A 24,694-nucleotide genomic window follows, 5' to 3' on the forward strand; every position below is an offset into this window, starting at 1 on the left:
TGAATTTACTCGCTGGCCGGGAGTTGCGATGGAAGATCAATATCCTGCACGACGCCGGGGTGCTCAAGCGGCAACAGGTGTACCGCTGCGCCTTGCAGCAGCCCACGCGCGCCATTATCGCCGTGCAATTGGCAAAGTTGTTTGCGCAATAGGGCGGAAAAGCCGACCGGGTGACCGGGCTGTTGCGCATAGCTGGGGCGCACGATCGCGTGTTGCCGTAAGGCGTTCGCCACCTGCCGAAAGACATCGGCGCTGACGAACGGCATATCCGCCAGGTGGATCAACCAGCCTTGCCAGTGCGACGTGGCCGCAACGCCCGCGGCGATCGAGTCGCCGAGGCCCGCGCTGGCGAGCAGGGTGACCGGCACCTGGTTGGCGGCGCAGGCTGCCAGTACCGGCAGATTATCCGGCCGGGTCACGACCTGTACCGGCAGGCCGGAGGCCAGCGCCTGGCATAGGGTGTGCTCGAACAGCGAACGCCGCTCGCCCGCCGCATCGGCAAATCCTGCGTTTAACTTGTTGCCCTGGCCGCCGGCCTGAATAAATCGCTCCCCGCGTCCGGCGGCGGTAATGACAATGCCCGTAGTCATGGTTGAAGCCCGCGTTTGCGCAAATTATTTATTAGCATACAAACCATAAGTGTTTTGCAAATGTTTTTTTGTTGAAAACAGCCTGTTAATCATCACATAATTTTAGTTATAAGCATATGCTTATGACGTCTACGGCAAGGTCGTCAGCGTTTGCGCAACAACACCGCGAACAAAAACCAATTACAAGAAAGACGTGAAGGACTTATTTATGAGCAATTTCAACCCGTCGCGGCGCCGCTTTATCAAAAGCGCCGTGATTGCGGGGGTATCCGTGTACCTCGCGCCTTTGTACAGCCGCGCCTACGCCGCGCTGTTCGAGCAAAAAATCCTCCAGTCGCCCAACTGGGATCCGCAGGCCAAGCGCGTGCGTTTCCGCATCGACGGCCGCGCCAAGGTTATGGGGCAGAAGGTGTTCGCACGCGATATCCGTGCGGTGGACATGCCGCACTGGCCGCAGAAACAGGCACACGCCTTTATTCTGCGCGTCACCCAAGCCGACCGGCTGTTCGAAGGGGTCGATCTGTCGCTGCTGGGGGACGACCTGCAGCCGAATCGCCTGGTGACGGCGGAAGATCTGGCGCGCGACGGCCTGGCTTTCCCGGCGTTCTACGGTGATGACATGCTGCTGCCGAGCGGCAAAACCCCGGCCTATCTTGGCCAGGCGGTGGCAATCCTGATCTATCACGACTTCGCCCGTTTCCGTTTCGCCAAGGACAAGCTGAAATTCCGTGAAGAGACCATCAAATACGGCGCGGTGACCGGCCCGCTGGAGCGCGATCCCTGGGGCAGCTTCCGCTATGTGCGGGTGGGCGGTGAGCAGCCGTTCGACGACGATCGCTTCTCCAGCCTGAAAGACACGCCGATTTTCCCGGTGTCGATGAAAAAACACCTGCCGGTATGGCCGGAAGGGCGCGAGGGCGGCAAGCTGGATCAGGAAGGCATGCGCTATGCGGGCCTGATCGCCGATGAGCTGGCGAATCCGCCGGCCGATTGGCTGGTGATGTCGCGCCGTTACACCACGCAGTCCATCGACACCTCGGCGCTGGAGCCGGACAACGCCAACGGCTGGTTTGACGCACAGACGCAAACGCTGCATCTGGTGGTGCCGACCCAGTCGCCGCAGGAAGTGGCCGACGAAATGCCGCGCATGCTGGCCAAACGCAACCCGCCGGTGAAACAGCTGATCCTGCACCCGTGCTACACCGTGGGCTACGGTTCGAAAGATCACTACAACTTCCCGTATTACGGCGCGGTGGCGGCGATGTACGGCGACGGCCATCCGGTGCGCCTGGCCAACGACCGCTTCGAACAGTTCCAGACGGCGCTGAAGCGTCACGCGTTCGACATGAACTACCGCATCGCGGTGAACCGTCAGACCGGCGTCATGCAGTCGTTCCTCGGTGACATGACCGCGGACGGCGGCGGCCGCAGCAACTTTACCCCTTCGGTGGTGATGGTCGGCGCGACCGCCGCCCAGTCGATTTACTACTTCCCGAAAAGCGATCTGTCGTCGGTCGGATTAGCTTCACGCGCCATCGACGCCGGTTCGGCGCGTGGTTACGGCACGCTGCAGAGCATGGCCGCCACCGAGATGATGGTGGATGAACTGGCCGCCGAGCTGAAGATCGACCCTATCGAGTTTCGCCTGCGCAACGTGCTGAAATCCGGTATGAAAAACACCCAGGGGGCGATCCCGGCCGGTGCGATCCGCGCCGATGAAGTGCTGGAGAAGGCGGCGAAGCATGAGATGTGGCTCAAGCGCGCCGAACGTAAGGCCGAGTTTGAGAGCCGTCATCCCGGCAAGCGCTATGGCGTTGGTTTCGGCTGCGTGCAGAAAGATTTCGGCACCGGGGCGGAAACTTCGTTCGCCCGGGTGGAGCTGAGCGAAGATGGCCGCATCACCCTGCATCACAGCGGCGCGGAGATGGGCACCGGCATGTCGACCTCGCAGTCGGTGCTGTGCGCCCAGTGGCTGGGCAAACCGGCCGACGAAGCGCACTTCTCGGTCACAGACTGGTCGGTGCTGCCGATGGTCACCAGCGGCGATCCTTACCTGATGTCGCAGGAAGAGCAGGACAAGCTGCAAACCAACCCTAACTGGACGCCGAGCTACTGTTCGCCGTCCAGCGCCAGCAACTCGGCCTATTACTTCTCACACAGCACCCGCGAAGCGGCGCGCCTGATCTTCGATCACGGCCTGTGGCCGGCGGCGATGGCGCTGTGGCAGGCCGGTATCGGCGGCGGCCAGGCGGCGCCGTTGGTGGTGCGGCGCGAAGATGCGCGTTGGGTCGAAGGCGGCCTGACGGCGGCGGGCATGTCGGTGCTGAGCCTCGAACTGCTGGCCAAGACGGCTTATAAGATGGGCGGCGTCACCGGCGCGGCGGTGCACGTCTTCAACCGCTGGCAGTGGGCGGAGGCCGATTTCACGCTGAACGGCAAAAGCGAACGCCTGCCGGTCGACGGCATGGCGCTGCGCAACGCCGGCGGCGAATTCAAACCGCTGGCGCGCGGGCAGGTCTACTACCCGCCGACCCAGCGCAACAATGCGGCGGTGACCTACTACAGCGCCGTCGGCACGCTGGCGGAAGTGGCGGTGGATATCGCCACCGGCCAGGTGGAACTGCTGAATCACCATTCGATCATGGAGTGCGGCAACCTGATCGTGCCGGAACTGGTTTCCGGCCAGCTGCAGGGCGGGCTGGCGATGGGCATCGGCCACGCGCTGCACGAATATTTACCGCTGTACGAAGACGGCCCGGGCAACGGCACCTGGAACTTCAACCGTTACCACCTGCCGCGCGCCAGCGACGTGGCGGTGTGGAAACAGAGCGGCGACATCCTGCCGGCGCTGTCGGAAACCGATCCGCCGAAAGGCATGGCGGAGGTGGTGATGATCCCGATCGTGGCCGCGCTGGTCAACGCCATCGCCGACGCCACCGGCCACCGTTTCCGTGATTTGCCCGTTCGTGCAGAAAATATTCGTGAGGTATTACAATGAGCATTAAAACCCAGCCGATCTCCCTGACTATCAACGAGAAACCGTACGGCCCGATCGAGGTGCCGGAAGGCTTGATGATGATCGATTTCCTGCACGAGTATCTCGATCTGACCGGTTCGCGCCTCGGCTGCGGGCAGGGCATTTGCCACGCTTGCGTGGCGATCGTCGATCACCCGAGCGGCACCAGCGAAGAGGTGCGTACCTGCATCACCGGCGCGCATTTCTTCAACGGCAAGAAAGTGCGCACCGTCGAGGGCCACGCCAAGGTGGACGAACAGGGCGAGGTGGTTGAGCTGTCGCCGATCCAGCAGGCGTTTCTGGAGCACTACAGCTTCCAGTGCGGCTACTGCACGCCGGGCTTCGTCAATGCCGCCACCATTTTCGTGGAAAAGCTCAAGCGTGAGCCGATTGCCCGCGATCAGCTGGAAAACGCCATCGAGCAGGCGCTGGACAGCCATATCTGTCGCTGCACTGGCTACGTGCGTTACTACGAAGCGGTGCGCGACGTGGTGCTGAAAACGCCGGGGCTGTTAAAGGAGACGGCACAATGAAAAAACGTCTCGCAGGGTTGATTTTGCTGGTGGCGATCGTGGTGATTGCGCTGTTGTGGTGGCGGGAAAACCGCCGTTACGACGGTCCGGTGCAGCAGGTGACCGCCAGCGCCGAACAGATCGCCCGCGGCCGCTATCTGGCGCAGGCCGCCGACTGCGCCGCCTGTCATACCGCCAGCGGCGGGGCGCCGTTGGCCGGCGGCTATCCGCTGGACACGCCGTTCGGCACGATTTACGGCAGCAACCTGACGCCGTCGGCCGATCACGGCATCGGGCGCTGGAGCAAGGACGACTTCTTCCTGGCGCTGACGCAGGGCGTGGCACCGGGCGGGCGCCATCTGTATCCGGCGATGCCTTACACCTCGTACAAGGGCATTTCGCGTCAGGACGCCGATGATATCTATGCTTACCTGATGACGCGTCCGGCGGTAGACGTGGCCATTCCGGCCAACGAGATGCCGTTCCCGTTCAACCAGCGCATGGCGCTGATCGGCTGGAATCTGCTGTTCCGCAGCCAGGATCCGCTGCCGGCCAGTTCGCAGGGCAGCTCGCCGCAATGGCAGCGCGGCCGCTATCTGGCCGATGTGCTGGGCCACTGTGGTGAATGCCACACGCCGCGCGGCGCGCTGGGGCAGATGGATCTCGGCAAGCCGATGCAGGGCGGCGATCTCGGTCGCTTCATGGCGCCGGACATTACGCCGCATGGCCTGGCGCAGCGCGGCTGGACGCCGCAGGACGTCAGCCGCTTCCTCAGCACCGGCCTTGCACCGCAGGGTTCCGCCTTCAGTGAAATGCATATGGTGGTGGATCTCAGCACCCGTCATTTGACGCCGCAAGACCATCAGGCGTTGGCGCTGTATCTGATGGGCGAGCAGCCGCCGGCGGCAGTGCCGGTAACAGTGGGCCAGGGCAGCGATGCCGGGCGCATGACCTATCTGGATCAGTGCGCCGGCTGCCATGCGCGCGAAGGCGAGGGCAAACCGCACGTCGCGCCGGCGATGCGCGATAACGCCACGCTGCGCCAGACGGACGGCAAGAACCTGATCGTGTCGGTGCTGGATGGCTTGCCGGCCCAGCAGTTCCCGAACGGTGAAAGCATGCAGAGCATGCCGGGCTTCGGTGAGCGGCTGAGCGATGCCGACGTGGCCGAGCTGGTGAATTACCTGCGTGTGACCTGGGGCGGTTTGCCGGCGGATATCACCGCCGAGCAGGTGAAAGCGCTGCGTAAGTAAGCGGCGTTCAGGCAAAAAAATGGCCCGCATCTGCGGGCCGTTTTATTTATTGCGCGGTTACGGGATTCAACGGCTGGTGACGCCGTCGACGCGTTGGCTGCGCTGTTTGATGGCGTAACCGACGGCCAGGATCGCCACCCACACCGGGATCAGCAGCACCGAGATTTGAATGCCCGGCGTCAGATACATGATCACCAGGATGCCGGCCATGAACAGCAGGCACAGGTAGTTGCTGAACGGGTACCAGAACGCTTTGAACTTCGGCACTACGCCTTCGCGGTTTTTGGCGGCGCGGAATTTCAGGTGCGCCAGGCTTATCATCGCCCAGTTGATCACCAGCGCCGACACCACCAGCGCCATCAGCAGTTCGAAGGCGCGGCCCGGGATCAGGTAGTTAATCAGCACGCACAGCGCGGTGGCGAGGGCGGAAATGCCGATGGCCACCACCGGCACNTTCGAAGGCGCGGCCCGGGATCAGGTAGTTAATCAGCACGCACAGCGCGGTGGCGAGGGCGGAAATGCCGATGGCCACCACCGGCACGCCGCGGCCATCGACCTTCAGCAGGCTTTTCGGCCCGTTGCCCTGCTGCGCCAGGCCGTACAGCATGCGGCTGTTGCAGTAGACACAGCTGTTGTAGACCGACAGCGCGGCGGTGAGCACCACGATGTTCAGCACGGTCGCTACCAGGTTACTGTTCAGCGCGTGGAAGATCAGCACGAACGGGCTGCCGCCTTCGACCACTTTGCCCCACGGGTACAGCGACAGCAGAATGGCCAATGAACCGATATAGAAGATCAGGATGCGGTAGATCACCTGATTGGTGGCTTTCGGGATGCTCTTTTGCGGGTTGTCGGCTTCGGCGGCGGTGATGCCGACCAGCTCGAGGCCGCCGAAGGAGAACATGATCACCGCCATCGCCATCACCAGGCCCATGATGCCGTTCGGGAAGAACCCGCCTTGCGCCCACAGGTTGGTGACGGTGGCTTCCGGGCCGCCCAGGCCGCTGAACAGCAGGTAGGCGCCGAACACGATCATGCCGATAATCGCTACCACCTTGATGATGGCGAACCAGAACTCCATCTCGCCGTAAACTTTGACGTTGGCCAGGTTAATGGCGTTGATCGCCAGGAAGAACACCGCGGCGGAAACCCAGGTGGGGATCTCCGGCCACCAGTACTGTACGTAGATGCCGACCGCGGTCAGCTCCGCCATCGCCACCAGGACATACAGCACCCAGTAGTTCCAGCCGGAGGCGAAGCCGGCGAAGTTGCCCCAGTATTTGTAGGCGAAGTGGCTGAAGGAACCGGCGACCGGCTCTTCCACCACCATTTCCCCCAGCTGGCGCATGATCAGAAACGCGATGAAGCCACCGATGGCGTAGCCGAGAAGCACTGACGGGCCGGCCATTTTTATTGTTTGAGCGATACCGAGAAATAATCCGGTGCCGATTGCGCCACCTAAGGCGATGAGCTGAATATGGCGGTTTTTCAGGCCGCGTTTCAGCTGGTCACCATGCTGTTGACCATCCATCAATCTAACCCTCTGTCGTTGTGAATGCCCACATGCCTGTAAAGCAGTGGTTACGATGTGTGTTTTGTTTTATTTACGACGTTATATCTATTAATTCCACGGCGCCGCTACCGTTTGGCAGAGAATAATGTTATGTGCGTCGGTTTGCACCTGCTTTGTCGTGTGAGTGATTAAGATTGCAGCAGTTTAGGAAACAAAATGCGGGTTGTGTGACGGCGGGGGGGATTCAGTGCATGAAATAAGCAACAAATCACATAATGCGCAAAAATAACGTAGATCTGTGCGGTGGGCTGCGTTCAAATAATGAACAAACCAGCGCCGTATTGTTCGCCAAATAGTCATTCATCAAAGCGTAATAACCATGCAATAAAACTCGGGCAAAAAGTTTGCACTCTTCCTTGCGTAAGGTTTGGTAAAAGTTAAATCCATAACCCGTCGCGTAAATGGTAATACCATCACGGCGTTACCGGTTTGCAGCGGGGTTTTCAGCGGGGTGTTAAAATGTGCGGGTAACCTGATTTCGATCAAGGCCCGTATGGACAGGAGGTGAATACTTTGTTACTTTACCGTCACGTTTTTGAAATTGGTATTACCAATTGACTCCGCGCCATTCGCAGAGAAGAATTCACTCATGGCCTACAGCAAAATCCGCCAACCCAAGTTGTCAGATGTTATCGAGCAACAGCTCGAATATCTGATCCTCGAGGGGACACTGCGCCCAGGCGAAAAACTGCCTCCGGAGCGCGAGCTGGCGAAACAGTTTGATGTCTCCCGTCCTTCTCTGAGAGAGGCCATTCAGCGCCTGGAAGCGAAAGGGCTGCTCCTGCGCCGTCAGGGCGGCGGCACCTTCGTGCAAACTAATCTGTGGCAGAGCTTCAGCGATCCGCTGGCCGAGCTGCTGGCCGACCATCCCGAATCACAGTTCGATCTGCTGGAAACCCGTCACGCGCTGGAAGGCATCGCCGCCTATTACGCGGCGCTGCGCGGCACCGATGAAGATCTGGCGCGCATCCGCGATTGCCACATTGTGATTCAGCAGGCTCAGGACAGCGGCGATCTCGACGCCGAAGCCGATGCGGTCATGCAGTATCAAATCGCCGTGACCGAAGCCGCCCACAACGTTGTGTTACTTCACCTGCTACGCTGCATGGGGCCGATGCTGGAACAGAACGTGCGTCAGAACTTTGAATTGCTCTACTCGCGCCGTGAGATGTTGGCAAAAGTGAGCAGCCACCGCGCCGGAATTTTTGAGGCGATTGTGGCACGCGAGCCGGAAAAGGCCCGTGAAGCCTCGCATCGCCACTTGGCGTTTATCGAGGAAATCTTGCTGGATCTCAGCCGGGAGCATACCCGACGCGAGAGATCGCTACGGCGTCTCCAGCAACGCAAGGATTAAGAGCTGTCCTCTTCAGGGTACACCAGCCTGCGGGGGTTAAGTTCGAGGTACTTAGTTAAGTACTTAAGCGGCAACTAAACTGATGGGCCTGTCTTCGTGTGTTTTTTCACAGAGCACAGGAAGACAGGCTCCAAACAAACCATTAGACAGATAAGGAATACCACCATGTCAGAACGTTTAAACAATGACGTGGATCCGATCGAAACCCGCGACTGGCTGCAGGCGATCGAATCGGTCATCCGTGAAGAGGGTGTTGAGCGAGCTCAGTTTCTGATTGATCAGGTATTGGGAGAAGCCCGCAAAGGCGGCGTTAACGTTGCGGCCGGTGCTGCAGCGCACAACTACGTCAACACCATCGCGGTCGAAGACGAACCGGCTTACCCGGGCAACCTGGATCTGGAGCGCCGCATTCGTTCAGCGATCCGTTGGAACGCGGTCATGACCGTTCTGCGCGCATCCAAAAAAGACCTGGAGCTGGGCGGCCACATGGCTTCCTTCCAGTCTTCCGCGACCTTCTATGAAGTCTGCTTTAACCACTTCTTCCGCGCACGCAACGAGAAAGACGGCGGCGACCTGGTGTACTTCCAGGGCCACATCTCTCCGGGCGTTTACGCGCGTGCCTTCCTTGAAGGCCGCCTGACCGAAGAACAAATGAACAACTTCCGTCAGGAAGTGCATGGCAACGGCCTGTCGTCTTACCCGCATCCTAAGCTGATGCCGGAATTCTGGCAGTTCCCGACCGTTTCCATGGGCCTGGGCCCAATCAGCGCCATCTATCAGGCGAAGTTCCTGAAATACCTGGAACACCGTGGCTTGAAAGACACCTCTGATCAAACCGTTTACGCCTTCCTGGGCGACGGCGAGATGGATGAGCCGGAATCCAAAGGCGCTATCACCATCGCGACCCGCGAGAAGCTGGACAACCTGGTGTTCGTCATCAACTGCAACCTGCAGCGTCTGGACGGCCCGGTCACCGGTAACGGCAAGATCATCAACGAACTGGAAGGCATCTTCTCCGGCGCAGGCTGGCAGGTGCTGAAAGTGATCTGGGGCGGCCGTTGGGACGAGCTGCTGCGTAAAGACACCAGCGGTAAACTGGTTCAGCTGATGAACGAGACCCTGGACGGCGACTACCAGACCTTCAAATCCAAAGACGGCGCTTACGTGCGCGAGCACTTCTTCGGCCGCTACCCGGAAACCGCTGCGCTGGTCAAAGACATGACCGACGACGAAATCTGGGCGCTGAACCGTGGTGGTCACGATCCGAAGAAAATCTTCGCTGCACTGAAAAAAGCGCAGGACACCAAAGGCAAACCGACCGTTATCCTGGCCCACACCATCAAAGGTTACGGCATGGGTGAAACCGCGGAAGGTAAAAACATCGCTCACCAGGTGAAGAAAATGAACATGGAAGGGGTTCACCACTTCCGCGATCGTTTCAACGTGCCGGTTGCCGATGCTGACATCGAAAAACTGCCGTACATCACCTTCGAGAAAGATTCCGAAGAGTACAAATACTTGCACGAACGTCGCCAGGCGCTGAAAGGCTACGTGCCGACTCGTCTGCCGGAGTTCACCCAGAAGCTGGAAATGCCGGCGCTGGAAGATTTCAGCTCGCTGCTGGAAGAGCAGAACAAAGAGATCTCCACCACTATCGCCTTCGTGCGTGCCCTGAACGTGATGCTGAAGAACAAGTCGATCAAAGATCGCCTGGTGCCAATCATCGCTGACGAAGCGCGTACCTTCGGTATGGAAGGTCTGTTCCGTCAGATCGGTATCTACAGCCCGAACGGCCAGCAGTACACTCCGCAGGACCGTGAGCAGGTTGCTTACTACAAAGAAGACGAGAAAGGCCAAATCCTGCAGGAAGGCATCAACGAACTGGGCGCAGCTTCTTCCTGGCTGGCCGCAGCGACTTCCTACAGCACCAACGATCTGCCGATGATTCCGTTCTACATCTACTACTCGATGTTCGGTTTCCAACGTATCGGCGACCTGTGCTGGGCAGCAGGCGACCAACAGGCGCGCGGCTTCCTGATCGGCGGGACGTCGGGCCGTACTACCCTGAACGGCGAAGGTCTGCAGCACGAAGATGGCCACAGCCACATTCAGTCTCTGACCATCCCTAACTGCATCTCTTACGATCCGGCTTACGCGTACGAAGTAGCGGTAATCATGCACGACGGTCTGGTGCGCATGTATGGCGACAACCCAGAAAACGTGTACTACTACCTGACCACGCTGAACGAAAACTACCACATGCCTGCGATGCCGCAGGGTGCGGAAGAGGGTATTCGCAAGGGTATCTACAAGCTGGAAACGCTGGAAGGCAGCAAAGGCAAAGTACAGCTGCTGGGCTCCGGGGCCATCCTGCGCCACGTGCGTGAAGCTGCGCAGATCCTGGCGAAGGACTACGGCGTGGGTTCCGACACCTACAGCGTGACCTCGTTCACCGAACTGGCGCGCGACGGCCAGGACTGCGAGCGCTGGAACATGCTGCACCCAACCGAAACGCCACGCGTGCCTTACATCGCTCAGGTGATGAGCGACGCGCCGGCGGTAGCCTCTACCGACTACATGAAACTGTTCGCCGAGCAGGTTCGTACTTATGTGCCGGCCAGCGATTATCGCGTACTGGGCACCGACGGCTTCGGTCGTTCGGACAGCCGCGAAAACCTGCGTCACCACTTCGAAGTCGATGCGTCTTACGTGGTGGTTGCTGCTCTGGGCGAACTGGCTAAACGCGGTGAGATCGAAGCTTCTGTGGTTGCTGATGCAATCAAGAAATTCAACATCAACCCAGAAAAAGTTAACCCGCGTCTGGCCTAAGAGGTACTGAATAATGTCTATCGAAATCAACGTACCGGACATCGGTGCAGATGAAGTCGAAATCACCGAGATTCTGGTGAAGGTCGGCGATAAAGTTGAAGCGGAACAATCGCTGATCACCGTGGAGGGCGACAAGGCTTCCATGGAAGTGCCATCCCCGCAGGCGGGCGTGGTGAAAGAGATCAAAGTGGCGGTCGGCGATAAAACTGAAACCGGCAAACTGATCATGATCTTCGAAGCGGCAGGCGCAGCGGAAGCTGCACCGGCGGCGAAAGCGGAAGAAAAACCGGCGGCGGCAGCAGCTGCCCCGGCTGCCGCTGCGGCCAAAGACGTTGCCGTGCCGGACATCGGCGCCGACGAAGTTGAAGTGACCGAGATCCTGGTGAAAGTGGGCGACAAGGTGGAAGCCGAGCAGTCCCTGATCACCGTTGAAGGCGACAAGGCTTCCATGGAAGTCCCTGCGCCGTTCGCGGGCACCGTGAAAGAGATCAAGATCGCGACCGGCGACAAAGTGAAAACCGGCTCCCTGATCATGGTGTTCGAAGTGGAAGGCGCTGCGCCAGCCGCTGCCGCCGCTCCAGCTGCTAAAGCGGAAGCTGCGCCGGCTCCGGCCGCCGCTAAAGCCGCCGCACCAGCTGCGAAAGCTGACGACAAGGGCGAGTTCGCCGAGAACGCGGCCTACGTGCACGCGACCCCGGTCATTCGTCGTCTGGCGCGTGAGTTCGGCGTTAACCTGGCGAAAGTGAAAGGCACCGGTCGTAAAGGCCGCATCCTGCGCGAAGACGTTCAGACTTACGTGAAAGACGCGGTGAAACGCGCCGAAGCGGCCCCGGCTGCTGCCGGCGGCGGTCTGCCGGGCATGCTGCCATGGCCGAAAGTGGACTTCAGCAAGTTCGGCGAGATCGAAGAAGTCGAAATGGGCCGCATCCAGAAAATCTCTGGCGCGAACCTGAGCCGCAACTGGGTGATGATCCCGCACGTGACTCACTTCGACAAAACCGACATCACCGATCTGGAAGCGTTCCGCAAGCAGCAGAACGAAGAAGCGGCCAAGCGCAAGCTGGACGTGAAGTTCACGCCTGTCGTGTTCATCATGAAAGCCGTCGCCGCCGCTCTGGAGCAGATGCCGCGCTTCAACAGCTCGCTGTCCGAAGATGGCCAGAAGCTGACGCTGAAGAAATACATCAACATCGGCGTGGCGGTAGATACCCCGAACGGCCTGGTGGTTCCGGTGTTCAAGGACGTGAACAAGAAGAGCATCACCGAGCTGTCTCGCGAACTGATGGCCATCTCCAAGAAAGCGCGCGACGGCAAGCTGACCGCGGGCGAGATGCAGGGCGGTTGCTTCACCATCTCCAGCCTGGGCGGTATCGGGACGACTCACTTCGCGCCGATCGTCAATGCGCCGGAAGTGGCAATCCTGGGCGTCTCCAAGTCTGCGATGGAGCCGGTCTGGAACGGTAAAGAGTTCATGCCGCGCCTGATGATGCCGATGTCGCTGTCCTTCGACCACCGCGTTATCGACGGTGCCGATGGTGCGCGCTTCATCACCATCATCAACAACATGTTGTCCGACATTCGCCGTCTGGTGATGTAATGCAAAAGGGGCGCAGCATGCTGCGCCCCTGACGATTCTGTAGCAGTTTTGTCGGATTTTGCATTACTCGACAAAATTGTTGAGACACGGGTCACTCGAACACGCTTTGCAGATTATTAACAATTCTGTAAACTGCTCGCGGTGTAAGCGTCCCGGTGGATGAAGGGCGTTATGAGATCGATTAGCAATAAAAATGACGTCTGACCCGCCGGACAATCAATTAAGAGGTCATGATGAGTACTGAAATTAAAACTCAGGTCGTGGTACTTGGGGCGGGCCCGGCAGGTTACTCTGCAGCCTTTCGTTGCGCTGACTTAGGTCTTGAAACCGTTCTGGTTGAACGTTATTCCACTCTGGGCGGGGTTTGCCTGAACGTGGGATGTATCCCTTCCAAAGCACTGCTGCACGTTGCCAAAGTGATCGAAGAAGCCAAAGCGCTGGCCGAACACGGCATCGTTTTCGGCGAGCCGAAAACCGACATCGATAAAGTGCGCGTCTGGAAAGAAAAAGTCATCACTCAGCTGACCGGCGGTCTGGCTGGCATGGCGAAAGGCCGTAAAGTGAAAGTGGTCAACGGCCTGGGCAAGTTCACCGGCGCTAACACCCTGGTTGTGGAAGGCGAAAACGGCCCAACCACCATCAACTTCGACAACGCCATCATCGCTGCAGGTTCTCGTCCGATCCAACTGCCATTCATTCCTCATGAAGATCCACGCGTGTGGGATTCTACCGATGCGCTGGAACTGAAAACCGTCCCAGAGCGTCTGCTGGTTATGGGCGGCGGCATCATCGGCCTGGAAATGGGCACCGTATACCATGCGCTGGGTTCACAGATCGACGTGGTTGAAATGTTCGATCAGGTTATCCCGGCTGCAGATAAAGACGTGGTGAAAGTCTTCACCAAGCGCATCAGCAAGCAGTTCAACCTGATGCTGGAAACCAAAGTGACCGCGGTAGAAGCCAAAGAAGACGGCATCTACGTCACGATGGAAGGTAAAAAAGCGCCGGCAGAACCACAGCGTTACGACGCGGTGCTGGTGGCGATCGGCCGCGTGCCGAACGGCAAACTGCTGGATGCCGGCAAAGCCGGTGTTGAAGTTGACGAGCGTGGCTTCATCAACGTCGACAAACAGCTGCGCACCAACGTGCCGCACATCTTCGCTATCGGCGACATCGTCGGTCAGCCGATGCTGGCGCACAAAGGCGTGCACGAAGGCCACGTTGCCGCGGAAGTCATCGCCGGCATGAAGCACTACTTCGACCCGAAAGTGATCCCATCCATCGCTTACACCGAGCCGGAAGTGGCATGGGTGGGTCTGACCGAGAAAGAAGCGAAAGAGAAAGGCATCAGCTACGAAACCTCCACCTTCCCGTGGGCGGCTTCCGGCCGTGCGATCGCTTCCGACTGTGCAGACGGCATGACCAAACTGATCTTCGACAAAGAAACTCACCGCATCATCGGTGGCGCGATTGTCGGCACCAACGGCGGCGAGCTGCTGGGTGAAATCGGTCTGGCTATCGAGATGGGCTGCGACGCGGAAGACATCGCGCTGACCATCCACGCTCACCCGACCCTGCACGAATCCGTGGGTCTGGCGGCGGAAATCTATGAAGGCAGCATCACCGACCTGCCTAACCCGAAAGCCAAGAAGAAGTAATTCTGCTGGCTTGACCGGTTAACAAGCGGCTCCTGAAAAGGGGCCGTTTTTTTGGGCTCAGATTCAGGGAGCGGTTTTTTTGTGGCCGCTGCGCCAAATTCCGATCCCCATGCTTATATCCATTCTAACTCTATGGATATAATGCCCTGCTAGTCCGGCAGCCGATTACGCTGCGCTCAACGATTCAGCAAAGATTTAATGTTGCTTTTATGTGAACGAATTAACAACCGTTTCAAATCCTGATATGCTGGCTGAGCGGAACCGGGCACTGTACCTTACAGTCCAGGACATCGACAGCAGTGCCCCGTCAGGATAGATGGCATCAATATCGCCGTGCGCTCTACCCATCAGTCTTTCATGCTGCAACGCTGTTTGACCGTGCTTGTTTACCCCAATCACCGTTTCGGGGACTTTACGGGCCGATCGCCTAGCCACAGTGTGAAACCCAAGGGTATAAACCCGGTTTGCATATACGCCAGGCACAATAAATGACAATGAGAGCGAGGAGAACGTCGTGCTAGAAGAATACCGTAAGCACGTAGCCGAGCGTGCTGCTGAGGGCATCGCCCCTAAGCCGCTAGACGCCACCCAAATGGCCGCGCTGGTCGAACTACTGAAGAATCCGCCAAAAGGCGAAGAAGAATTCCTGTTAGACCTGCTGATTAACCGTGTTCCACCGGGCGTCGATGAAGCCGCCTACGTCAAAGCAGGTTTCCTGGCGGCCATCGCCAAAGGTGAAGCGACATCCCCCCTGGTTACCCCCGAGAAAGCGATTGAACTGTTAGGCACCATGCAAGGTGGCTATAACATTCATCCGCTGATTGAAGCGCTGGACAACGAAAAGCTGGCGCCGATCGCCGCCAAAGCGCTGTCCCACACGCTGCTGATGTTCGACAACTTCTACGATGTGGAAGAGAAGGCGAAGGCCGGCAATCCGCACGCCAAGCAGATCATGCAGTCCTGGGCAGACGCCGAATGGTACCTGTCGCGCCCTGAACTGGCGGAAAAGATCACCGTCACCGTGTTCAAAGTCACCGGCGAAACCAACACCGACGACCTTTCTCCGGCGCCGGACGCCTGGTCGCGCCCGGATATCCCGCTGCACGCGCTGGCGATGCTGAAAAACGAACGTGAAGGCATCGTGCCGGATCAGCCGGGCAGCGTTGGCCCGATCAAACAGATCGAGCTGCTGAACAAGAAAGGCTTCCCGCTGGCCTACGTCGGCGACGTGGTCGGCACCGGTTCTTCCCGTAAATCCGCCACCAACTCCGTGCTGTGGTTTATGGGCGACGACATCCCGCACGTGCCGAACAAGCGCGGCGGCGGCGTGGTGCTGGGCGGCAAGATTGCGCCAATCTTCTTCAATACCATGGAAGATGCCGGCGCATTGCCGATCGAAGTGGACGTGTCCGAGCTGAACATGGGCGACGTGATCGACGTTTACCCGTACAAAGGTGAAGTGCGCAACCACGAGACCGGCGCGCTGATCGCCAACTTCGAGCTGAAAACCGACGTGCTGCTGGATGAAGTGCGCGCCGGCGGCCGCATCCCGCTGATCATCGGTCGCGGCCTGACCACCAAGGCGCGCGAAGCGCTGGGCCTGCCGCACAGCGACGTGTTCCGCATCGCCAAACCGGTTGCCGCCAGCAGCAAAGGCTTCTCGCTGGCGCAGAAAATGGTGGGCCGCGCCTGCGGCGTCGCCGGCATTCGCCCTGGCGAATACTGCGAACCGAAGATGACCTCCGTCGGTTCTCAGGACACCACCGGCCCGATGACCCGCGATGAGCTGAAAGACCTGGCCTGCCTCGGTTTCTCCGCCGATCTGGTCATGCAGTCGTTCTGCCATACCGCCGCATACCCGAAACCGGTTGATGTGACCACGCACCACACGCTGCCTGACTTCATCATGAACCGTGGCGGCGTCTCGCTGCGTCCGGGCGACGGCGTGATCCACTCCTGGCTGAACCGCATGCTGCTGCCTGACACCGTCGGCACCGGCGGCGATTCCCACACCCGTTTCCCGATCGGCATTTCCTTCCCGGCCGGTTCCGGCCTGGTGGCGTTTGCCGCCGCGACCGGCGTCATGCCGCTGGATATGCCTGAGTCGGTGCTGGTGCGCTTCAAAGGCAAAATGCAGCCGGGCATCACCCTGCGCGATCTGGTGCATGCCATCCCTTACTACGCGATCCAGCAGGGTCTGCTGACCGTCGAGAAGAAGGGCAAGAAAAACATCTTCTCCGGCCGCATTCTGGAGATCGAAGGCCTGCCGGATCTGAAGGTCGAGCAGGCGTTTGAGCTGACCGATGCGTCCGCCGAACGTTCCGCCGCCGGTTGTACCATCAAGCTGGACAAGGCGCCGATCGAAGAGTACCTGAACTCCAACATCGTGCTGCTGAAGTGGATGATCTCCGAAGGCTACGGCGATCGCCGTACGCTGGAGCGCCGTATTCAGGGCATGGAGAAATGGCTGGCGGATCCACAGTTGCTGGAAGGCGATGCGGATGCTGAATATGCGGCGGTGATCGACATCGATCTGAACGAGATCAAAGAGCCGATCCTGTGTGCGCCGAACGATCCTGACGATGCACGCCTGCTGTCCGACGTGGCCAACAGCAAAATCGATGAAGTGTTCATCGGTTCTTGCATGACCAACATCGGCCACTTCCGCGCTGCCGGCAAGCTGCTGGATCAGCACAAGGGGCAGTTGCCGACCCGTCTGTGGGTGGCGCCGCCAACCAAGATGGACGCGGCTCAGCTGACCGAAGAGGGCTATTACAGCGTCTTCGGCAAGAGCGGCGCGCGTATCGAGATCCCGGGCTGCTCGCTGTGCATGGGCAACCAGGCGCGCGTAGCGGACGGCGCGACGGTGGTTTCCACCTCGACCCGTAACTTCCCGAACCGTCTGGGCACCGGCGCCAACGTCTATCTGGCCTCTGCCGAACTGGCTGCGGTTGCGTCCCTGCTGGGCCGCCTGCCGACGCCGGACGAGTACCAGACCTATATGGCGCAGGTTGACAAGACGGCGGCGGATACCTACCGCTACCTGAACTTTGACCAACTGGGGCAGTACACCGAAAAAGCCGACGGCGTGATCTTCCAAACCGCGGTTTAATTCGGATTGGCATTAAATCAAACGATGGGGCCCATTAAGGGCCCCATTTTTTTCATCCAGATATTCATACGGTTAGCCACGCCCATTGCGCATCTCGTTGCCCCTAAAATGGTTGAAGGGGACATCTCCACGCTCCGGAAATGCGCCTCGGTAGCCGTGTTTGGGATCGAAGCGGTTATCCACATGGCCGCGAAATTCTCGTGGACCGTGGAACCAGGGCCCTGCGCCGATAAATCTGCCGCCGATAAACCAATCGGGGCCGTAATAGCCGTAAGGGGCGCAATAGTAAGGCGCATAATCGTAGTAGCCATAGGGGCAAGCGGGTTCCGGGCCGATATTGACGATGACGTCTGCGGCCGCTCTGGTCGTGGGCAACAGCAGCAAACACGCCAGCAACAACATAGGATATTTCGATAAAATAGCGTTCATTTTCAATCTCCTGATACAGGAAATGGTCTGCATCCGGCGACATCTTCACGGTGGCGAGACGAGGTCGGCACGCGGCTGCATGGGCTATTTTTTAAATATCTCTACATGGATGTCTTTGTGGTCGCTCTCTTGTCCGCTGGCGGAGACGATGCGATAGAAGCAGTCCTTCCCGTCCAGCCCACTGAGTTCATTACATTTTTTATCAACGGCTGCGGAAATGTATTTATGGCCGACGGTAGGCAGGCCGGTCTGTTGAACGGAGAGATCGCCAAGTTTGGTGTAATTGGCTGATTCTTCAAGCGTGATTTGCTTGGCGGCGAACGCCGATGCAGAGAACATTACGCTCAGTGCGATAATGGAGATTATGTATTTCATGGCACACATCCTGATCGTGGTGATAGGTATGAAGGAGGTGAGGACACCTCTGGCCGCTAGTGAACACAATTCAAGCTCCTTTATTTAAAAGCTAATCGATATTGAGGAGATGTCAATCAAGCCTCCTCGCATCATTAATTGGTAACTTGTTTATTTTAAATGGAAATAATTAATCTGATAAAATCATGACATACATCTTCACGGTCTCTACATGATTCAAATAAATAGCCTGTTATCTGCCGACGCTCGGCACACTTTCCGCATGGCGAGCCTGCGCCGCACGGCGATGATGTATTCATTTCCCTTTCCTTGATAGATCGCATCCGGCGTCTTCCCATCACCGCCGCAAGCCGCTATATTGCGCGCCGCCGAGGTTTTATTTTGCCGAGTTGCCAACTTTGCGAGCGCTCACTGAGTTAGCAATCAATTTATGTTTACACTAAGAAAAAGGGCTCAGGAGGGCATGCTATGGATTACGAATTTCTGCGTGACGTTACCGGTCAGGTGATCGTCAGATTTTCGATGGGGCATGAAGCGATTGGCCACTGGATCAACGAAGAAGTCAAAGGCGATTTCAACCTGCTGGACCGCATTGAAGCCGGTGCGGCCGAGGTAAAAGGCAGCGAGCGTCAATGGCAGTTGGAAGGCCATGAATATACGCTGTTGATGGATGGTGAAGAGGTGATGATCCGCGCCAATCAGCTGGAGTTCGAAGGCGATGAAATGGAAGAGGGGATGAATTACTACGACGAAGAAAGCCTCTCATTCTGCGGCGTTGAGGATTTCCTGCTGGTGTTGAAGGCCTATCGTTCTTTCATGCTGAAGTATTAAGCATCGGGGCGCGGCGCACCGCGTCGCGCCCCTTCCATCACAGATGCGGGATATTGCGGCCGTAATAGATTTCCTGCATCTCTTTCCACAACAGATCGGTGATCTGTTTGCGCTCGGCGGCGCTCAACGCTTCCGGTTCTGCGTTAAACAGGTAGTGCTTCAGATCGAAGTCTTTCAGCAACATCTTGGTATGGAAGATATTTTCCTGATAAACGTTCACGTCCATCATGTGGTACAGCGCTTTGATGTCTTCCGACATAAAGTTCTGAATCGAATTGATCTCATGATCGATGTAATGTTTCACGCCGTTCACGTCGCGGGTAAAACCGCGCACGCGATAGTCCATGGTGACGATGTCGGATTCCAACTGGTGAATTAAGTAGTTCAGCGCCTTGAGGGGCGAAATGACGCCGCAGGTCGAAACCTCGATATCGGCGCGGAAGGTGCAAAGCCCGCCTTCCGGGTGGCTTTCCGGGTAGGTGTGCACGCAGATATGGCTCTTGTCCAGGTGCGCGACGACCGTATTCGGCAGTGGGCCGGGGTGTTCCGACGTATCGACGTCTTTCGGGTCGATCGGTTCTTCGCTGACCAGGATGGTGACGCTGGCGCCCTGCGGATCGTAGTCCTGGCGCGCGATATTCAGAATATTGGCGCCGATGATCGAGCAGGTTTCGCTCAGGATCTCGGTCAGCCGGTTGGCATTATATTGTTCGTCAATGTAGGCGATATAGCCGTCGCGATCGTCTGCGGTCTTGGCGTAACAAATATCGTAAATACAAAAACTCAGGCTCTTGGTCAGGTTGTTGAAGCCGTGCAGTTTTAGCTTATGCAATTTGGGTCACCTCCTTTATCTTCTCGCTTAACGTGTTACGTTCAGGGCATTGAGCAAATATTGCGGCAGGGCAAAACTGCCGACGTGAATTGCCGGGTTGTAGTAACGGCAGTGCAGGCCGCTTTGGTTAAAGCGCTGTTGCAAGGCAGGTAGACCGAGCTGGCGCAGCGCCGGATTCTGGCTCGCCCAGGCGAAGGTCATGATGCCGCCGTAATAGGTCGGGATCGCTGCCTGATAGAAGCTGACGTCGGTAAAATAGCGGCTCAGTTTGGCGTGGCTGTTGACCGCCTCGTCCTGCTGCAGGAAACAGACGCCGTTTTGCGCGACGAAAATGCCGCCCTCATTCAGGCAGCGGGCGCAGCCTTCATAAAACGCCGAGGTGAACAGGCTTTCGCCGGGGCCGATCGGATCGGTGCAGTCGGAAATGATCACATCGAATGTTTCGTCGGTTTGATTCACGAAATTGACGCCGTCGTCGATCACCAGTTTGAAACGCGGATCGTCATAGGCACCGGCGCTGTGGTTGGGCAGGTACTGGCGGCAGAATTCGACGACACCGGCGTCGATCTCGACCATGGTGATCTGCTCCACGCCGGGGTGCCGGCTGACTTCACGCAGCATGCCGCCGTCGCCGCCGCCGATGATCAGCACTTTCTTCGCCGCGCCGTGCGCCAGCAGCGGCACATGGGTCAGCATTTCGTGATAGATGAACTCGTCACGCTCGGTGGTTTGCACCACGCCGTCGAGCGCCATCACGCGCCCCAGCACCGGGTTCTCGAAGATCACCAGATCCTGATGATCGGTCTTCTCGCGGTACAGTACCTTCTCTACCGAGAAGTACTGGCCGAAGCCCGTATGCAGCGTTTCGTACCAAATTTCTTTCTGGGTCATGTGCGGGAAACTCCGTAATAACAGCCATGAAAAATCGGCGCAACATAATAGCTAACTCTGCCTGGCGATGCACGGTTGAATTTCAGACAGAGGGAGCGGAAGGCGGACGGGAGAAGGGGGAGGAATTAATTGGCGTAAGCCAGCAGGCTCAAAGAGTCGCGCGCCAGCGATTTGCACTTTTTAGGCGTTGGAATGGCGATGCCGCTGAGATCGCGATAGCTGTCTTCGCCCAGCGCCTTCATGTTAAAGCTGTTGTAGTTGCTCAGATCCCAGCGATTTTGTTGCGCGAAATAGACGATGGCGCGTTTGATTTGCGCGTTTGGCAAATCGTTGTAGCCGCAATCATTTTTCAAATAAATAAATACCGCCGTCAGATCGGCCAGATCTTCCGCCTCGGATTCATTCAGCGCCAGACTGGCGTTGGAGAAGCCCAGCATCGCCAGCAGCAGCATCGATAACGTTGTTTTTTTCATCATGAAATAGACCTGTTTGTCGTCTGCAGACGTTACCACACTTGCCTGTAAAGGCACCAAATTTTATTACCGGCGGGCCAGCGTCACGTTCGCCAGTCGCACTCTCTTGATTGTGAGGCATAGCTTAAAATACCGCCAGGAAAGGCTTGACCTTCCGCCAAGGGGAAGGTTTAGGCTGGCGGCATTGAGCTATGTCACTGGGAAAAGGGAGTCAGCGATGTTACGCCGTGATTTTATTAAATTAACCGCCGCGCTGGGCGCTGCGAGCGCACTGCCGTTATGGAGCCGGGCCGCCTGGGCGGCCGATCGGCCGTCTTTACCGGTGCCGCCGCTGTTGACGCCGGACGCGCAGGGAAAGATTGCGCTGGCGCTGCAGGCGGGGGAAACCCGCTGGGTGCCCGGTGCCGCGACCAAAACCTGGGGATTCAACGGCGCGTTGCTCGGGCCGGCGGTGAAACTGCAGCGGGGCCAACCGGTGACGGTCGATATCAAAAACCGCCTGGCGGAGGCCAGCACCGTCCACTGGCACGGTCTGGAAATTCCCGGCGATGTCGATGGCGGCCCGCAGGCGCTGATCCATCCCGGCGCGACGCGCACGGTGAATTTCACCGTCGAACAGCCGGCGGCCACCTGTTGGTTCCACCCGCATACCCACGGTAAAACCGGCAGCCAGGTGATGATGGGGCTGGCGGGGCTGGTGCTGCTGGAAGATGAAGAAAGCGCCAAACTGCCGCTGCCGAAAACCTGGGGGCAGGATGATATTCCGGTGATCCTGCAGGATAAGCGGTTGGGCAAAGACGCGCAGATCGAATACCGCCTGGACGTAATGAGCGCGGCGGTGGGCTGGTTTGGCGATCGCATGTTCACCAACGGCGCGCAGTATCCGCAGCATCTGGCGCCGCGCGGTTGGCTGCGTCTGCGTTTCCTTAACGGCTGCAACGCCCGTTCGTTGAATCTGGCGGCCAGCGACAATCGTCCGCTGTTCGTCATCGCCAGCGACGGCGGTTTCCTGGCGGAGCCGGTGAAACTGACCGAGTTGCCGATGTTGATGGGCGAACGCTTTGAAGTGCTGGTCGATGCTTCCGACGGGAAAGCGTTCGATATCGTGACGCTGCCGGTTAAGCAGATGGGCATGACGCTGGCGCCGTTCGATCAAGCGCTGCCGGTGTTGCGCATTCAGCCATCGTTGGCGCAGGGCGTCAAAACCATGCCGGACAGCCTGGTGAAGCTGCCGACATTGCCTGCCACCGCCGGCATCCAGGAGCGCTGGCTACAGCTGATGATGGATCCGCAGCTGGATATGCTGGGCATGCAGGCGTTGATGGATCGCTATGGCCACCAGGCGATGGCCGGCATGAGCATGGATCACGGCGCGATGGGCGGCACAGACATGAAAGGCATGGACCACGGCAACATGCCGGGTATGGAAAAGGGCGGCATGCAGAACATGGACCATGGCAACATGGGCAACATGAAAGGCATGGATCATGGCAAGATGGCCGGTATGGATCACGGTGGTGCGCAGGGCAAAGCCAAACCGTTCGATTTCAGCCATGGCAACATGATCAACGGCAAGGCCTTCGATATGGCCAAGCCGATGTTCGCCGCCAAACGGGGCCAGTATGAAAAATGGACCATTTCCGGCGAGGGCGACATGATGCTGCACCCGTTCCATATTCACGGCACTCAGTTCCGCATCTTGTCGGAAAACGGCAAACCGCCGGCGGCGCACCGCAGTGGCTGGAAGGACACGGTGCGCGTCGAAGGATGGCGCAGCGAAGTGCTGGTGCGTTTCGACCATCCGGCCAGCAGCGAACATGCGTATATGGCCCACTGCCACCTGCTGGAGCACGAAGATACCGGCATGATGATGGGCTTCACCGTCGCCGATTGATCGCGGTCCGGCGCTCAGGTGGCGGTGCGCTCGCGTCGCCACCGGCGAAAGGCTATGCTAAACTCTGCGCCTTTCTTCCGGCAACTGACCTGAATACTATGAAACACACTGTAGACGTAATGATTTCCGAGCAGGAAGTTAAGACCCGTATCGCCGAACTTGGCCGCCAGATCACCGAACATTACCGCGACAGCGGCAGTGACATGGTGCTGGTCGGGCTGCTGCGCGGCTCCTTCATGTTCATGGCCGATCTGTGCCGCGCGATCGACGTGCCGCACGAAGTCGACTTTATGACCGCCTCCAGCTACGGCAGCGGCATGTCCACCACCCGCGACGTGAAGATCCTCAAGGATCTGGACGAAGACATTCGTGGCAAAGACGTGCTGATCGTGGAAGACATCATCGATTCCGGCAATACGCTGAACAAGGTGCGCGAGATTTTGGCGCTGCGCGGGCCGAAATCGCTGGCGATTTGCACCCTGTTGGACAAACCTGAGCGCCGTGAAGTGCAGGTGCCGGTCGAATATGTCGGCTTCTCGATCCCGGATGAGTTCGTGGTGGGGTATGGCATCGACTACGCTCAGCGCTATCGTCACCTGCCGTACGTCGGCAAAGTGGTGCTGCTGGACGAGTGATCGATGTGGGGCGCGGCAAACCGCGCCCGCAGCGGGGTTATACGCCTTTATCCTGCTTCAGTTTGGCTATCGCTTTGCGGTAGCCCATCTCCAGGCTCTCGCGGCTGGTCGCCAGCACTTCCATATCGCGCAGACGGCCGTCCTGAATGCCGTATACCCAGCCGTGGATCATCACCTTCTGACCGCGCTTCCAGGCGGACTGCATGATGGTGGAGTGGCCCAGGTTGTATACCTGCTCAATGACGTTGATCTCGCACAGCATGTCGAAACGCTGTTCCGGCGGCAGCTCGCCCAGCAGCGAGCTGTGCTTGTACCACAGATCGCGAATGTGCAGCAGCCAGTTGTCGATCAAACCCAGCTCCGGGTTTTCCACCGCCGCCTGTACGCCGCCGCAACCCAGGTGGCCGCAGATGATGATGTGTTCGACTTCCAGCACATCTACCGCATACTGCACCACCGACAGGCAGTTAAGATCGGTATGGATAACGAGGTTCGCTACGTTGCGGTGGACGAACAGTTCACCCGGCTCAAGACCGGTCAGGCGTTCTGCGGGAACGCGGCTGTCAGAGCAACCAATCCATAAGAAACGGGGCTTTTGCGCCTGGGCTAAACGTTCAAAAAATTCCGGGTCTTCCTGGCTGATGCTGGCCGACCAAGCCTGGTTGTTGGCGATAAGCTCTTCGATTTCTTTCATGGAGGTTATTGACTCGTAACGAACAGATTGCGTTGGGGTAATATAGGGTAAGCGTCACAATTTGGAAATCGGAACAGTGGCGCAACCTCATTTTCCGCACGGATTCGACTCAGTGAAAACGCCGCTAATGCTAGGATTATTGTTAT

18 protein-coding genes and 1 pseudogene are annotated in these 24,694 nt (G+C 58.3%); 11 read left to right on the top strand and 8 right to left on the bottom strand.

Annotated features, from left to right (window positions below; genetic code table 11):
- Window positions 1-5 precede the first annotated feature (5 nt).
- Entirely contained in the window at window positions 6-590 is a 585-nt protein-coding gene (locus tag GKN89_RS22590; RefSeq protein WP_063919687.1) for an NTP transferase domain-containing protein, read from the bottom strand.
- A gap of 208 nt (window positions 591-798) precedes the next feature.
- Between GKN89_RS22590 and GKN89_RS22595 the strand changes: the two genes are divergently transcribed.
- The 3 genes from GKN89_RS22595 to GKN89_RS22605 are packed head-to-tail and all read left to right on the top strand — an operon-like array spanning window position 799 to window position 5,371.
- A complete protein-coding gene (locus GKN89_RS22595) occupies window positions 799-3,588 on the top strand; it encodes a xanthine dehydrogenase family protein molybdopterin-binding subunit (RefSeq protein ID WP_154747818.1) in 2,790 nt (929 codons plus the stop codon).
- Window positions 3,585-4,139 (top strand): (2Fe-2S)-binding protein, encoded by a 555-nt coding sequence (locus GKN89_RS22600; protein ID WP_063919685.1) that lies wholly within the window; start codon window positions 3,585-3,587, stop codon window positions 4,137-4,139. Before GKN89_RS22595 ends, GKN89_RS22600 begins: the two co-directional genes overlap by 4 nt.
- Window positions 4,136-5,371: a cytochrome c gene (locus tag GKN89_RS22605; RefSeq protein WP_154747819.1), complete on the top strand. Its 1,236-nt coding sequence runs from the start codon at window positions 4,136-4,138 to the stop codon at window positions 5,369-5,371. The genes GKN89_RS22600 and GKN89_RS22605 overlap by 4 nt, the downstream gene beginning before the upstream one ends.
- Window positions 5,372-5,437: 66 nt before the next feature.
- On the opposite strand, the pseudogene GKN89_RS22610 reads toward GKN89_RS22605, so the two are convergent.
- A pseudogene (locus GKN89_RS22610) lies at window positions 5,438-6,902 on the bottom strand (amino acid permease).
- Window positions 6,903-7,533: 631 nt separating this feature from the next.
- Between GKN89_RS22610 and pdhR the strand changes: the two are divergent.
- The 5 genes from pdhR to acnB all read left to right on the top strand — a co-directional run bounded on the left by pdhR (window position 7,534) and on the right by acnB (window position 17,494).
- The gene (gene pdhR / locus GKN89_RS22615) at window positions 7,534-8,298 is read left to right on the top strand and encodes a pyruvate dehydrogenase complex transcriptional repressor PdhR (protein WP_004937490.1); all 765 of its coding nucleotides are present in this window, start codon (window positions 7,534-7,536) and stop codon (window positions 8,296-8,298) included.
- Between the two features lie 165 nt (window positions 8,299-8,463).
- Window positions 8,464-11,127 (top strand): pyruvate dehydrogenase (acetyl-transferring), homodimeric type, encoded by a 2,664-nt coding sequence (gene aceE, locus GKN89_RS22620; protein ID WP_063919683.1) that lies wholly within the window; start codon window positions 8,464-8,466, stop codon window positions 11,125-11,127.
- Between the two features lie 13 nt (window positions 11,128-11,140).
- Complete coding sequence (gene aceF / locus GKN89_RS22625) at window positions 11,141-12,724, top strand: pyruvate dehydrogenase complex dihydrolipoyllysine-residue acetyltransferase (protein ID WP_154747820.1); 1,584 nt, start codon at window positions 11,141-11,143, stop codon at window positions 12,722-12,724.
- 233 nt (window positions 12,725-12,957) lie between these two features.
- Complete coding sequence (lpdA, locus tag GKN89_RS22630) at window positions 12,958-14,382, top strand: dihydrolipoyl dehydrogenase (protein ID WP_004937500.1); 1,425 nt, start codon at window positions 12,958-12,960, stop codon at window positions 14,380-14,382.
- Window positions 14,383-14,896: 514 nt separating this feature from the next.
- Window positions 14,897-17,494 (top strand): bifunctional aconitate hydratase 2/2-methylisocitrate dehydratase, encoded by a 2,598-nt coding sequence (gene acnB / locus GKN89_RS22635; protein ID WP_004937504.1) that lies wholly within the window; start codon window positions 14,897-14,899, stop codon window positions 17,492-17,494.
- Between the two features lie 72 nt (window positions 17,495-17,566).
- Here the strand turns inward: acnB and GKN89_RS22640 are convergent, their stop codons facing one another.
- Window positions 17,567-17,923 carry a hypothetical protein gene (locus GKN89_RS22640; protein ID WP_071532881.1) on the bottom strand — a complete coding sequence of 119 codons (357 nt, stop codon included), beginning with the start codon at window positions 17,921-17,923 and terminating at the stop codon, window positions 17,567-17,569.
- 84 nt (window positions 17,924-18,007) lie between these two features.
- Entirely contained in the window at window positions 18,008-18,298 is a 291-nt protein-coding gene (locus GKN89_RS22645; protein WP_025160355.1) for a hypothetical protein, read from the bottom strand.
- 468 nt (window positions 18,299-18,766) lie between these two features.
- Here GKN89_RS22645 and yacL point away from each other — a divergent pair, with 468 nt between their 5' ends.
- Window positions 18,767-19,129 carry a protein YacL gene (yacL, locus tag GKN89_RS22650; protein ID WP_004937507.1) on the top strand — a complete coding sequence of 121 codons (363 nt, stop codon included), beginning with the start codon at window positions 18,767-18,769 and terminating at the stop codon, window positions 19,127-19,129.
- Window positions 19,130-19,166: 37 nt separating this feature from the next.
- On the opposite strand, the gene speD is transcribed toward yacL, so the two are convergent.
- The 3 genes from speD to GKN89_RS22665 form a co-directional block, all read right to left on the bottom strand.
- Complete coding sequence (speD, locus tag GKN89_RS22655) at window positions 19,167-19,961, bottom strand: adenosylmethionine decarboxylase (protein WP_126171765.1); 795 nt, start codon at window positions 19,959-19,961, stop codon at window positions 19,167-19,169.
- A gap of 27 nt (window positions 19,962-19,988) precedes the next feature.
- Window positions 19,989-20,852 carry a polyamine aminopropyltransferase gene (gene speE / locus GKN89_RS22660; protein WP_154747821.1) on the bottom strand — a complete coding sequence of 288 codons (864 nt, stop codon included), beginning with the start codon at window positions 20,850-20,852 and terminating at the stop codon, window positions 19,989-19,991.
- 125 nt (window positions 20,853-20,977) lie between these two features.
- Window positions 20,978-21,325, bottom strand: coding sequence for a YacC family pilotin-like protein (locus GKN89_RS22665; protein WP_004937515.1), 348 nt, complete (start codon window positions 21,323-21,325; stop codon window positions 20,978-20,980).
- A gap of 217 nt (window positions 21,326-21,542) precedes the next feature.
- Between GKN89_RS22665 and cueO the strand changes: the two genes are divergently transcribed.
- Both cueO and hpt read left to right on the top strand, forming a co-directional pair.
- Window positions 21,543-23,219, top strand: coding sequence for a multicopper oxidase CueO (gene cueO / locus GKN89_RS22670; protein ID WP_154747822.1), 1,677 nt, complete (start codon window positions 21,543-21,545; stop codon window positions 23,217-23,219).
- Window positions 23,220-23,317: 98 nt separating this feature from the next.
- Entirely contained in the window at window positions 23,318-23,854 is a 537-nt protein-coding gene (hpt, locus tag GKN89_RS22675) for a hypoxanthine phosphoribosyltransferase (protein ID WP_048234659.1), read from the top strand.
- 37 nt (window positions 23,855-23,891) lie between these two features.
- Here the strand turns inward: hpt and can are convergent, their stop codons facing one another.
- The gene (gene can / locus GKN89_RS22680; RefSeq protein ID WP_019456069.1) at window positions 23,892-24,548 is read right to left on the bottom strand and encodes a carbonate dehydratase; all 657 of its coding nucleotides are present in this window, start codon (window positions 24,546-24,548) and stop codon (window positions 23,892-23,894) included.
- Window positions 24,549-24,694: the final 146 nt, after the last annotated feature.

Source organism: Serratia sp. YC16 (genome assembly GCF_009707615.1).
Taxonomy (GTDB): Bacteria; Pseudomonadota; Gammaproteobacteria; order Enterobacterales; family Enterobacteriaceae; genus Serratia; species Serratia surfactantfaciens.